Source organism: Roseibium sp., from assembly GCF_048260565.1.
Classification (GTDB): domain Bacteria; phylum Pseudomonadota; class Alphaproteobacteria; order Rhizobiales; family Stappiaceae; genus Roseibium.
In genome coordinates, this window is the sequence record NZ_JBLXGP010000001.1 from 117733 (window position 1) to 130661 (window position 12929).

The following is a 12929-nucleotide window of genomic DNA, read 5'->3' on the forward strand; positions in this document are numbered from 1 at the left end:
GGCCTTTGATGAAAAAGGCCAGCCCCGCGGGAGATCGGGGCCGGCTTGCAGCGCGGTTAATTGGTTGCCGCGGCCTTGAGGCTTTCCCCGTGGAAGACCACGGTGACGTCGTCGCCAACGTAAGGCACGTACATATCCATGCCGTAGTCGGAGCGCTTCACGATCCCGGTTACCGCAAAGCCGGCGGCCGGCTTCTTCGCCATCGGATGTTCGCCCAGCGTGGTGACGTTGACATCGAGGATCACCGGCTTTGTGATGTCCTTGATGGTCAGGTCGCCGGTGACTTTCAGCGTGTTGTCGCCGGTTTTTTCCACCTTGGTGCTCTTGAAGGTGGCCTGCGGGAATTTCTCGACATCGAAGAAATCCGCGCTGAGGAAATGCTTGTCGCGGTCCGGGAAGAACGTGTCCATGCTGGCGACGTCGATAACGAATTCGACGGAGGAGTCCGACGGGTTTTCCTGATCGATAATCAGCTTGCCGTCCCACTCGCCGAAACGGCCTTCGGTCGTGGAGAAGCCCAGGTGATTGTAGGAAAAGGACAGGTTGGCGTGGGACTTGTCGAAGACGTATTCGGTCGGCTCGGCGGCCGCGGCACCTGTCAGAGCGACGAGTGCGATGAAAATGCTAGCAGGGCGGATCATGTTCAAACCTCTGGTTCTGATGACGATGACGCCCGGGGAGGAGGGCGTTCACCCGCTAATTAAGACGTTCTTCGATAGAAACAATTTTACTGTCTGTTCACTGAATGGAAACGATGGGCGGTCTGCTTTGGTCCGGGGAGGAAGTCCCTGTTTCCGCCTTGGGTGAGGTCCCCGACAGGTTGGGGCGGGAGCTTGGAAATGGGGAATGTTCCGGCAAAATTCCGTGCCTTGCGGTTGCCTGTCATTAATTCATCAAGAAAATCAGGCACTCAGATCTATCTTCTTTTCAGCGATTCAATCAGCACGTTCCGGATGCTGTGCCAATAACAGCCCCTTCATTCAAGCCTTGAGCGACCGGTGCGGGGACAGGAGATCACAACGTGAATAAAGCCGTCATCGTTTGCCATCGGGGCGCCTGTCTGAAGGCGCCGGAAAACACAATTGCCGCCCTGAACGGGGCGATAGAATTGGGTGCGGATGTCGTCGAGTTCGACATCCGCACCAGCAAGGACGATGTGCTCTATGTGATCCACGACGAAACCGTTGACCGGACGACTGACGGGACGGGGCGGATTGCCGACCTGACGTCCTTTCAGATCGACCAGCTGGACGCCGGCAGCTGGTTTTCTGCCGAGTTCGCGGGTCAGAAGGTACCACGTCTGACGGATTTTCTGGATGCCTGCGCCGGGCGGATCGCCACCTATGCGGAGATCAAGATGGCGGATCCGGCACGGGTTCGGGACATGCTCGCGGCCCGGGGCATGCTGCAGACGGCCTGGACATTCTCATTCGAGCAATCGATCCGGGCGGAGACCCGCGCGAAGGTTCCCGACTTCCGCAGAATGGTGCTGTTTTCCCATGTTGGTTCTGTCGAAAGAGCGATCGCGCTGGACGCGCATATTCTGGAATTTCATGTCGAAAACCTGACAGCGGAACGGGTCGCTGCAGCCAGATCCTGTGGGATCCGCACGCAGTTTTTCTATGACGGCAATGACCCTGCCGTTTTTGCAAACGCGATCCATTGCGGCGTAGAGCAAATGAACATCAACGAGGTGGAGCTTTTTCGAGAAGTTGAAACGGAACTGAGGTCGGCGGTCGCGTGAAATCCATATCTGATGAATACGTTGTCAGGCGGAAGTAAAGGGCGAATTCGCGCCATGGCATTTTCTTGGGGGGTAAACTTAACAGCGAATTCATCTGCGGGTATTTCATAATAGATAAAACTATTGCGAGTGGTTCCTTGAAGGAACGCGACGGAAGTACCCGTTTCCGGAAAATTTTAGCGAAATATTTTCATCTCGTGTTAAGCGGTGAACATTAGAGTTTCTGCCAATTAAAGCCTGTAAAAGGTGTGGCTGCTGTGTTCGTAATTTCTAATTCTATAGTAAAAAATGCGGAACTTTCAGACAGTTGCAAAATCTGTCGTTCCTCTGCTGCTCGGTACCGCTATGTATTGGCAGCTGTAATTTCTTTGACTTTGCTCTTGTCGATGCCATTGCCGGTTTTTGCAGCCGATTGGGTTTTGGCGCGGGTTTCCGGAAGCGTTTATGTCGTCGCTCCGGGCGTGAAGGCGACGCGCGCCCAAAAAGGCATGGTACTCAATCCTGGCTACACCATCGCCACGAAGAGTGGCTCACGGGCAATGCTCACACGCGGCAGGGAGACCATTCAGGTCGGGCCGAAAACCACGTTTGCCCTTTCAAAATACCGCAGCAATGCCGGCTGGACGACCTTGCTGCAGAAGACCGGCAGCCTGGTGATCGATGTGGACAAGAGGGCGCACCCACATTTTTCGGTCGAAACGCCTTTTCTTGCCGCGGTGGTGAAGGGGACAAAGTTCGGCGTCAATGTCGGGGCCAATTCAGCAAGTGTCGAAGTCGAACGGGGCTTGGTCGAGGTAGATGATTTTGCAAGTGGCGATGTCGCCCAGGTGGGGCCAGGTCAGGCCGCGTCGACAGCGCCTGGAAACAAGGTTGGTCTGTCGGTGTCCGGCAGTCCTGCGCCGTCCGTGCGAGCCGGTCCGGTACGGGCTCCGGCGTTCGTGACGCCTGCGATGAAGAACGTGCCGGCCAATGCGGCAGCCGCCGCTGCGGCGAATGCCGCAAGCCGCGGAAACGCAAGCAGCAAAGGCAATAGCGGCAACGCAAACGGCAATAGCGGCAATGCGAACGGCAACGGCAACGGGAACGGAAACGGCAACGGGAACGGCAACGGGAACGGAAACGGCAACGGGAACGGCAACGGGAACGGAAACGGCAACGGCAACGGGAACGGCAACGGGAACGGAAACGGCAACGGAAACGGAAACGGGAACGGCAACGGCAATAGCGGCAACGGGAACGGCGGTATCAGCCGCAGCACCGGTAACAGCAACGGCAATGCCAACGGCAATGCGAACGGTAACGGCAATGGCAATGGGAGATGATCGGGGGTGAGGTCATTTTACGCGTCCGTTTCATCCCTGGCATCCGGTCGTCGACGGGGCTCGCTAGCGCCAGCCGTCGCTGTTTTGTGCGGCATCGCACTGACGGTCCTCCTATGTAACTTCGTTGGCGTAACCTCGGGGATGACCCGGTTTTTGACAGAGTTTCGCTTTGAATTGCTACAACGCGAACCGACCGGCAAAATCGTCATCGTCGATATCGATGCTCAAAGCCTTTCTGATGCCGGCATCTGGCCGTGGCCTCGCCGTTTGTATGGAGACCTGATCGACAGGCTTGTTGAAGGTGGGGCGGAACAGATCGCCTTCGATATTGATTTCAGCGCTGTCAGTACTGCGGAAGACGATGCGGCTTTCGCCTCAGCAATGGAGCGGGCAAACGGTATCGTCAGCCTTGCGATGTTCTCTCAAAAGTCAGGCCACACCGATGCCAATAGCGGAGACATGATGGTCAACCGCCCGATTGACCGTTTCCTGGATGTGTCATGGCCGGTTGTCGTCAGTGTCCCGATCGAAGCCGACAGCAGAGTCTGGCGCAGCTATTTCGGGGAGGTGATCGATGGTGTTTCGGAACTCTCCCTCTCTGCCCTGCTCGGAGATGCATCCGGCCCTTCGGCTGACATGTTCTGGATCGACTACAGCATCGACCCGTCGCGATTGACGAAGGTTTCGTTTACGGACGTCCTCAAAGGGTCCTTTCCCGAAGGCACCTTCCAGGGAAAGAAGGTTGTTGTTGGTGCGAGTGCACAGGAACTGAGGGACATTTTTCCGGTCCCTGTCTACGGCATGCTTCCGGGAAGCGTTATCCAGGCCATTGCCGGCGAATCCATCCTCCAGAACAGGGCGCTTTCCAGAACGAATGGCGACCTGCTTCTCGCCCTTGCGCTTGTTCTTGCATTTCCATTGATCCTTGCAATCGACACCAACTGGAAAAAGCGTCTCGCCGCTCTCGCTGCTATCTCCGTCGGCCTGGAGCTGGTGGGCTTGATGATCCAGTCCCGCTATCCTTTCATTCTGCAGACCGGCCCGGCTCAGCTGGCGCTTCTGCTCGCCGGACTGCACCTGGTGCTGAAGCAGATCGGATTCCACCAGTTTCTCCTGCGCATTGCCCGCGCCCAGACCCAAAACAGCCGGCGGATGCTCGGACAGGTCTTTGACGACAGTTTCGACGCCATTGTCGTGATCAATTCCGAACGGAAAATCGTTGCGGCCAGCCGAACCGCCATGGGCATGTTTCCCGCCGGTTTGAAGCCCGGCGTGAAGGCGTCTGATTATCTGCCTGCCGAAATGGTTGCAGCCGCCGCGTCGGTGCTCGATGAATCCGCCCCGGCTGCGGCCAAGCCGAAAATGAAAACCGTGAAGCTGAACGACAGGTCCGGTGAGCAGAAGATAATCGAATTCATCGCGACGGGATCTTCGCACCTCGACATCTCGGACGAGGGGGTCAAGGAGCATTCAGCGGTTTCTCTGGCCTCTCTCACCTGCAGGGATGTCACGGAGGAACGGCTGGCGAACGAAAAACTTGCCTATCTGGCAAAAGTCGAACCCTTGACCGGCCTGTTGAACAGAAACAGTTTCGTTGGCGGGATTGCCCAACATCTTCTGCCGATGAACCTGCAGCAAAAACCTTGTATCCTTGCGATTTTTTCCGTGAGAGACCTGGACCGGATCACTGCGTCCCTCGGGTTTTCCTATACGGACAAACTTCGGAAAAAAATTGCCCGTCAATTGACCGGCTTTCTCGAAGCAAACGATCTTGCGGCATCGATTGGCGATGACAGTTTCGCTTGCCTGGCTTGGATCGACGACACGTCCGCCGCGCCGGGCGACTTTGCGCTCCGTCTGCGCGATGCCATCGCAACAGAATACGATATCGGCGGCAACAGGATCCCAGTAACCGTCAACGTCGGCTACACGATCGCCTACGGCGAAATCAAGGACCCGGACACATTGCTGCGTCAGGCGCGAAATGCCCTGTCGCGGGCACAGACAGGGCTGGCGAGAGAAATCGTGGGTTTCGACAAGACCATGGAAGAGGGGGTCAACCGCCGCCAGAAGCTGGAAGTCGAGCTTGCCAGAGCGCTGGAGCGCGATGAAATGCGGCTGCTTTACCAGCCGCAGGTCGATATTGCGACCGGAGAAGTGATAGGCGTCGAAGCTCTAATCCGCTGGAAACACCGCGAACTTGGCATGATTTCGCCGCTGGAATTCATCAGCATTGCAGAGGAAAGCGGCCGTATTATCGAACTGGGCGCCTGGGTGTTGGAACAGGCGATGCGCGATGCTTGCATGTGGAGGCGCCCGTTGCGGCTCGCCGTCAACGTTTCCGCCGTTCAATTGACCCGCAGCGATCTGCCCGGAGCTGTGAAAGCGGCGCTTGATAAAACAGGATTTGCAGCGAACCGGCTGGACCTGGAAGTCACTGAGTCTCTGTTCATCGACGAGAGCACCGACCTGAAAAAAACCATTTCAAAGCTACGTAAGCTCGGCTGCTCACTGGCGATGGATGACTTTGGAACAGGATATTCCGGTCTCGGCTATATCCTCAGGTTCCCGTTTGCCAAGATCAAGATCGACCGCAGCTTCGTCGCGAATATGGAAAAGGATCCGGCGAATATAGCGATCGTGAAGGCGGTGGTGGACATGGCAGAGGCCTTCGGCATGACCGTCGTTGCCGAAGGCATCGAAACGATCGAACACCGGAAAATGCTGCTCGACCTCGGCTGCACCGTCGGTCAGGGCTATTATTACAGCCGTCCGGTGCCCGCTTCGGAAATCGAAAACCTGCTTAAGATGGCAGCGTAATCGGTCAGGCCGAATTCCATGGCCGAATGAACAAAAGGCCGAGCGAACTGCCCGGCCTTTTGAGATCCGTACGCCTTGCTTCAGAGGCCGAGGCCGCCGATGCAGGAATATTTGACATTCAGATAGTCGTCGAGGCCGTATTTGGAGCCTTCATTGCCAATACCGCTTTCCTTGACGCCGCCGAAGGGCGCCACCTCGGTGGTGATCACCCCTTCATTGACGCCGACGAGGCCGTATTCAAGCCCTTCCATGACCCGGAAGACACGCCCGAGATCCTGGCTGTAGAAATAGCAGGCCAGGCCGTATTCGGTGTCGTTGGCCCGTTCGATCGCCTCTTCTTCCGTGTCGAACTTGAACAGAACTGCAAGTGGGCCGAAGGTTTCTTCGCGAGCGACCTTCATATCGGCCGTAGCGCCGGTCACCATGGTCGGCTCGAAGAACGTCCCGACATTGCCGAAGCGCTTGCCGCCGGTGACGACCGTGCCGCCCTTGGCGACCGCGTCGCTCAGATGGGCGTCGACCTTGGCAATCGCGGCCTCGTTGATGAGCGGACCCTGTGTGATCCCTGCTTCCAGACCGTTACCGGGCTTCAGCTCTGCCTCGATGGCTGCCTTCAGCTTGGCGGCGAAGGCATCGTAGACGCCTGCCTGGACATAGAGACGGTTGGCGCAAACGCATGTCTGGCCGGAATTGCGGAACTTGCAGGCGATGGCGCCGGCAACCGCCCGGTCGAGATCGGCATCGTCGAAGACAATGAAAGGCGCGTTGCCGCCCAGTTCCATGGAGATTTTCTTCATATGCTTGCCGGCGTTGGAGGCCAGCAGCTTGCCGACGCGAGTGGAGCCGGTGAAGGTGATCTTGCGCAGGTGCGGGTTTTCACACATCTCCGCGCCGATTTCGGCGGCATCGCCGGTCAGGATGTTAATCACGCCGGCCGGAATGCCGGCCTTTTCGGCCATTATGCCGTAGATGAGTGCGGAGTAGGGGGTGAACTCCGACGGCTTGATCACGATTGTGCAGCCGGCGGCAAGGGCCGCGCCCAGCTTGCGTGCGATCATCGAATTCGGGAAGTTCCATGGCGTAATCGCCCCGGCGACCCCGACCGGTTCCCTGGTTACCAGAATACGCCGGTCGCCCCATGGCGAGGGGACGACATCGCCGTAAACGCGCTTGGCTTCCTCTGCGAAGAAGCGAATGTATTTCACGCCGCCGGCGATCTCGCCTTTGGCTTCGGCGAGCGGCTTGCCCATTTCGGTGGTAAGCAGTTCGGCGAGATCGTCGATGTTGGCCATGATCTCGTCGCAGAGCTTCTGCATCAGTCCGGAGCGGGCTTCCGCAGTCAATTTTTTCCAGGAGCCGAAGGCCTGATGTGCGGCTTCGATGGCGCGGGCGGTTTCGGCGCGGCCGCAATTCGGAACGGTGCCGATTACCTCTCCGGTCGCCGGATTGGTGACCTCGATCGTCTCTCCGTTATCGGCGCCTACCCATTCGCCGGCAATGAACACAGCTTCCTTTTTCAAGGACGGATCAAAACTCATCCCTTGCTCCCTTCGGCGCGGTCGCGCCTTTTTTGCTGATGAAGGGTCATGCGTCTGCAGGACCCCGGTGGCAACTTGATAGAGGGAGGCGCCTTCGCCATGCAAGCCGGATTCGCGGCCAGCGGTACACCTAGTGCAAGCCGCGGTTAAATTGAACCATTTGACCGCGGCTTGCTCTAAAGCCGTCGCAGGCGGGTTCAAGTCGTGATAGAGCGAAAATCCCTTCACCCATCCCTCTGCAGATATCGGGATCCCATGGCCGAGACAGAACTGATTTCGATTGATGCCGCACAGGAACTTGCAACAGCGGTCCTGATTGCCAACAGAACCGCGCCCGACACAGCCGCAAGGGTCGCTGGCGCGCTAGTCGCTTCCGAAGCCGCCGGCCAGCCGGGGCATGGTCTGTCGCGTGTCCCGTCCTATTCGGCACAGGCGCAGTCGGGAAAGGTGGACGGTTTCGCCCGGCCGGCGCTGGAACAGGTCACCGGATCACTGGTTCGGGTCGATGGCGCGTTCGGCTTTGCCTATCCGGCGCTGGATCTTGCGCTCGACGCCCTGCCGGACATGGCCCGCCGGAACGGGATCGCCATGGCAGCGGTCCGGCGCTCCCATCATTTCGGACAGGGCGGGCTGCATTGCGAACGCCTTTCCGATCAAGGGTTTGTGGCTCTTGTTTTCGGGAATGCGCCGAAATCGATCGCTCCGTGGGGAGCGAAGGAGCCCCTGTTCGGAACCAATCCGATCGCCTTTGCTGCCCCGGTTCCGGGCGCGCCTTCCCTGGTGATCGATCTGGCTGTCTCGAGGGTTGCCAAGGGCAAGATCATGGCCGCGGAAAAGGCGGGCCGGCCGATCCCCGAGGGGTGGGCTCTGGACAAGGACGGCAATCCGACCACCGATGCGTCCGCTGCAATGGTCGGAACGATGCTGCCGATCGGAGACGCCAAGGGTGCGGCACTGGCAATGATGGTGGAAGTGATGGCAGCGGCTCTTGTCGGCTCCAGTTTCGGCTTTGAGGCTTCGGGACTTTTTTCCGGAGAAGGGGATCCACCCGACCTCGGCCAGACGATCATTGCGATCGATCCCGGTCTTTCATCGAACGGGGCCTATGGCGAGCGTATCGCGGCGCTGATGACCGCCATGGCAGCGGCTGAAGGCGCGCGCCTTCCAGGAAGCCGGCGCATCGAGGCCCGTGCGAAAGCAGAGCGTGCGGGTATGGAAGTTCCCTGCCGCATCCTGGAAGAGGTGCGCAAGCTGGCAGGCGTATCGGCTAGCTGACGTCTCCGTCGATCCGTCGCCTCAACCGCTCGATTTCCTCCACAAGCGCCTGAGCCTGGTTGTGAATTCGGTCGAGTGCGATCCGTACGGTTTCCAGACTGGCGCCGTCCTCGTCTTCATGGATCGGAGCTGCGCCCCGTCCGACCAGAAGCCAGGTCGGGCTGACGTTCAGGATGCCCGCAAGCAGCACAAGTTTGTTGGAACGCGGTTCGGACCGGTCGCTTTCCCAGCCCTGCAGGGTGGATGTCTTGATGCCGAGCCTTCTGGCAAGCTGCGCTGTCGACAGGCCGACGGCATCGCGTGCCTTGCAGATCCGTTCACCCAGCGTGTAGTCGGTGCTGGGGTCCGACCCGTCTGTACCTTGCTGCGAAATTGATCCGAATGCCATCTTCGGCTCCCTGAGTTTTATTATATCCTTGGATGAGAGCCTAAACCTGACATGTCCTGTATGTCTTCTGCAACAGCAGCCGGAACAATGTCGCACCTATGACGGTTCCCGACGGGTTTGTGCCGGGAAACCGGTGTTCGGTCACATGTTCCGCTGGTGTTTAGAACAGCGGCTCTTCCTCGGGCAGGCCGAGTTGCCGGCGAGCCGCGGTGAGCGTGTTGGCCATCAGCATGGCAATTGTCATCGGTCCGACACCGCCAGGAACCGGCGTGATCGCTCCGGCATGGGGAAGGGCCTCTTCGAATGCGACATCGCCAACGAGCCGGGTCTTGCCTTCTCCGCGTTCCGGCGCGGGAATACGGTTGATCCCGACGTCGATGACCGCAGCGCCTGCCTTGATCCAGTCCCCGCGCACCATCTCCGGCCGGCCGACGGCGGCCACGACGATATCTGCGCCCTTGACGACAGCCGGCAGATCTTTCGTCCGGCTGTGCGCAATCGTTACCGTGCAACTTTCCTGCAAAAGAAGATTGGCCATCGGTTTGCCGACGATATTCGACCTGCCTATGACGACTGCGGACAGGCCGGAAAGGTTACCGCCCAACGTGCGCTTGAGCAGCACCAGGCAGCCCGCCGGCGTGCACGGCACCAGGGCATGCTCGCGCTCGCCCGTCGTCAGCAGACCGACGTTGATGGGATGAAAGCCGTCGACGTCTTTTTCCGGCCTGATCAGGCGCAGCACCTTGCTCTCGTCAATATGTCCGGGAAGCGGAAGCTGAACAAGGATACCGTGGATTGCCGGATCCTCGTTCAGTGTCTCGACGAGGGCAAGAACGTCTGCCTCCGGCGTGTCGGCGGCAAGCGTATGTTTCACGGAATGAAAACCGCAGGCTTCGGCCGTTTTGTCCTTGTTGCGGACATAAACCTGACTTGCCGGATCCTCGCCGACGAGAACGACCGCAAGGCCGGGGCGGATGCCCTTGGCCTCCACGAGGTTTGCAGCGCGACGGGTGATTTCCTCGCGTACTGATTCGGCAACGGCCTTGCCGTCGATGATGCGTGCCGGAGACATGCTCTTTCCTCCCAGGGAGACCGGACCGGTCATTTCGTGAACCACGTGGCCAACTCTATAGAAAGAATTTGGCGCTCATGGAAGAGTGTATACATGAGTTATTGGCATTAAAAGCCATATCTCTGGGCGACCGTGTTTCTGTATGGAGGGAAAAGTCAGGACGGGTCAAGAGTTTTCACAGAAGTGCGACAACTCCAGAATTGCGCAGACGATGTGATAAAGTGAGCTTGCGGGCGCAGGCTCGTCCTTGAATGTATACATTTCATCGAGTTTGTCCTTCCATAGCCCGGTCGGGACATCCTCGAAGTAGCGTTCAAGAGCCTTCGTGGCGAGAAGGATGTCAGCCAGATAGGCGTCCCGTTCGCAGCCTATGGAGATTTCCGCAAGCGCGATGGCTGCCTTGAGCCATTCGGTCTGCCCCCACAGGCGTGCAAGAGGATTAAAGACGGAAAAGTCATCATGAAGTGTCATGATTGCGACCTGGCGTTTCGGGTCAACGCCATAGGTTCGGCCGATCTGATAGAGGCGACGGGCTTTGGCAAGGGCTTCGAAACAGTTGCGGGATTTTCCCCAGTGAACCAGTAGCCAGCTCCATTCGAACTGGTGGCCGGGTTCCATGATGCGGCCCTGCTCACCGTCAAAAGGCGTCCAGTCGAAATTGAAGAACTCCCGCAACCCGCCCGAGATGGGGTCAATGAACTTGTCCATGGCGAGGCGGGCGATCTCGTCGGCGAGATCGCGCCAGATATTGCCTGCGCCGACATCTTCCAGCGCAAGTGCCGCCTCCAGCATGTGCATGTGGGGATTGGAACGAAGCGGCAGACGGTCCGGATTGGCCTCCCGGAATCCGGAGGCCGGATGTCCGTAAGACGCGCGCAGAAGGGTTAGCAGGCCGGCGGCGTCTGCGAACAGATCGGTCCGCCGTTCGGCAAGGACATGGCCGGCATGGGCAAATGCCAAAAGGGCGAACGCCTGATTGTAGAGATCGAAATCGGAATCGACATGGTTGCCGTCTGTGGCGACCTCGGCAACAAAGCTTGTATCGGCATTTCTGCAATGCTCCAGGTACCAGTTCAGGCCGTGCGCGACGATTTCCCGGTAAGGTCCGTTCCAGCCGAGTTTGCCTGCTTGCGAGAAACAATAGATCTGCCGAGCCGGCACACGGGTGCGGATAGGCGTATCCGTCGCTTCTCCCGTTGTGATATCGATAGTTTCGAAAAAAGTGCCGCGTTCCGAATCGTGGCCGTTTGCATGCCATTTCCCGAAGGCCGAGTCGACCAGCCAGCCGGAAAGCCGTTGGGACGCGGCGGCAATTTCATTTTCAAGTGCTTGGCGGTTTGGCGGCATGATTCAATGGCTCCGGAAATCAAATGGCTGCGGTTGCTATCTGCTAATGCGAAAAATGAGTGATTCTTAACTTAGAATCGGCGAAATGTCGTTCTGGAACAGGTTGCGCGGCAATCAAAAAAAACGAAGTGACTCAAAACATTAAGGAATACGGGGTTCACTGTTGCCGAAGAACAACAGAAGGAATTCCTCAGGGGACTTTAGGCGAGCAATCTTGGACAGGCGAACACTCCACATGCTACGACACCGCTAACGGATCGGGTGGAATAGAATTAGTATGAGATTTTCCGCAGTTTTAATTTTGGGAGCGGCTCTGGCGGGGTGCGGGGCACTTCCGTCTGAAGGTCCTGGTTCGATGAACATATCGTCGCAGGATATCGAGGCCAATTCGCAGGAAGGTGCCTATTCGATCATCCCGGTCGGTCCGTCGAATATTGATATTATCAAGCGTTATCGCCCTTTGGCGTTCGCTAATGAATTCCATGGCGTCGGTCAGGGTAACAAGAGCTATTTGCTCGGCGTTGGCGACACGCTTGAAGTCGGCATCTGGGAGGCGTCCAAGGACGGCCTTTTTGCCGGAGGCGAAAGCGGGAACAGCAGCATTCCGGTCGTTATCGACGAGTCCGGCTACATTTTCATCCCCTATGCGGGACGGATCCGCGCAGCCGGCCTGAGCGTCGAGGGACTGCGCCTGTCGATCCAGAAAAACCTTGTCGGCAAGGCGGTCGAACCTCAGGTTCTGGTCAGCCTGAAAGACAAGCTCAGTGCGACTGCTGTGGTGGTCGGCGACGTCGGAGCGCCAGGCGTCTATCCGTTGCCGTTGCGAAACACTCACCTTCTGGATCTTGTGGCCACGGCCGGCGGTTCCCGTGAGGCGACCTATGAAACCGTCGTTACCCTGAAGCGGGGCAATCGTGCCGGGACGACCCGGATGGAACATCTGATCGACTATCCGGAAAACAACGTTCTGATCGCGCCGAACGACACCATCCTGTTGTCGCACCGGCCGCGGACATTCTCTGCTTTCGGTGCGGTGAAGGCCAATCAGCTTGTTCCGTTCAAAACCAAGAGTGTGACTCTTGCCGAAGCGCTTGCAACCGTTGGCGGTCTGAACGACTATCGTGCCGATGCCGCCGGCATCTTCCTGTTCCGGTTTGAAGACACGGATCTCGTTCGCGAATTGCGTCCTGATATCGCGAACAAGCTGGGGAACGAGAAAAGTGTGCCGGTCGTCTACAGGCTGAGCCTGCTGGATGCGAAAGGTTTCTTCCTGGCGCGCTTCTTCGAGATGCGGGACAAGGATATTCTGTATGTCGCGAACCACCCGACTGCCGAGTTCGGCAAGTTCCTGCAGATCATCGCTCCGCTGATCAGCAACGTCTCGACCGTCCAGGGTATCAGCAACAACTTTCAGTAACGACGT

The 12929-nt window shown here is 58.1% G+C and carries 10 protein-coding genes; 5 read left to right on the forward strand and 5 right to left on the reverse strand.

The features are described from left to right. Positions 1-56 precede the first annotated feature (56 nt). Positions 57-641: a YceI family protein gene (locus tag ACN0SO_RS00580; protein WP_417673443.1), complete on the reverse strand. Its 585-nt coding sequence runs from the start codon at positions 639-641 to the stop codon at positions 57-59. Between the two features lie 380 nt (positions 642-1021). On the opposite strand from ACN0SO_RS00580, the gene ACN0SO_RS00585 reads away from it, so the two are divergent. From ACN0SO_RS00585 to ACN0SO_RS00595, 3 genes are all read left to right on the forward strand, one after another. Next, the gene (locus tag ACN0SO_RS00585; RefSeq protein ID WP_417673445.1) at positions 1022-1744 is read left to right on the forward strand and encodes a glycerophosphodiester phosphodiesterase; all 723 of its coding nucleotides are present in this window, start codon (positions 1022-1024) and stop codon (positions 1742-1744) included. Positions 1745-1992: 248 nt separating this feature from the next. After that, entirely contained in the window at positions 1993-3066 is a 1074-nt protein-coding gene (locus ACN0SO_RS00590; RefSeq protein WP_417673447.1) for a FecR family protein, read from the forward strand. Positions 3067-3072: 6 nt separating this feature from the next. Beyond that, positions 3073-5886, forward strand: coding sequence for an EAL domain-containing protein (locus ACN0SO_RS00595; RefSeq protein WP_417673449.1), 2814 nt, complete (start codon positions 3073-3075; stop codon positions 5884-5886). Positions 5887-5966: 80 nt separating this feature from the next. On the opposite strand, the gene ACN0SO_RS00600 is transcribed toward ACN0SO_RS00595, so the two are convergent. After that, a complete protein-coding gene (locus ACN0SO_RS00600; RefSeq protein ID WP_417673451.1) occupies positions 5967-7424 on the reverse strand; it encodes an NAD-dependent succinate-semialdehyde dehydrogenase in 1458 nt (485 codons plus the stop codon). A 255-nt stretch (positions 7425-7679) separates the two neighbouring features. On the opposite strand from ACN0SO_RS00600, the gene ACN0SO_RS00605 reads away from it, so the two are divergent. Beyond that, complete coding sequence (locus ACN0SO_RS00605) at positions 7680-8699, forward strand: Ldh family oxidoreductase (RefSeq protein WP_417673453.1); 1020 nt, start codon at positions 7680-7682, stop codon at positions 8697-8699. Here ACN0SO_RS00605 and ACN0SO_RS00610 read toward each other — a convergent pair. The 3 genes from ACN0SO_RS00610 to ACN0SO_RS00620 all read right to left on the reverse strand — a co-directional run bounded on the left by ACN0SO_RS00610 (position 8692) and on the right by ACN0SO_RS00620 (position 11506). Then, the gene (locus ACN0SO_RS00610; protein ID WP_417673455.1) at positions 8692-9087 is read right to left on the reverse strand and encodes a helix-turn-helix domain-containing protein; all 396 of its coding nucleotides are present in this window, start codon (positions 9085-9087) and stop codon (positions 8692-8694) included. The two genes, ACN0SO_RS00605 and ACN0SO_RS00610, sit on opposite strands and share 8 nt — an antisense overlap. Before the next feature lie 160 nt (positions 9088-9247). After that, a complete protein-coding gene (gene folD / locus ACN0SO_RS00615; protein WP_417673457.1) occupies positions 9248-10159 on the reverse strand; it encodes a bifunctional methylenetetrahydrofolate dehydrogenase/methenyltetrahydrofolate cyclohydrolase FolD in 912 nt (303 codons plus the stop codon). Positions 10160-10324: 165 nt separating this feature from the next. Further along, complete coding sequence (locus ACN0SO_RS00620; protein ID WP_417673459.1) at positions 10325-11506, reverse strand: AGE family epimerase/isomerase; 1182 nt, start codon at positions 11504-11506, stop codon at positions 10325-10327. A gap of 355 nt (positions 11507-11861) precedes the next feature. On the opposite strand from ACN0SO_RS00620, the gene ACN0SO_RS00625 reads away from it, so the two are divergent. Beyond that, positions 11862-12923 carry a polysaccharide biosynthesis/export family protein gene (locus tag ACN0SO_RS00625; RefSeq protein WP_417673461.1) on the forward strand — a complete coding sequence of 354 codons (1062 nt, stop codon included), beginning with the start codon at positions 11862-11864 and terminating at the stop codon, positions 12921-12923. Positions 12924-12929: the final 6 nt, after the last annotated feature.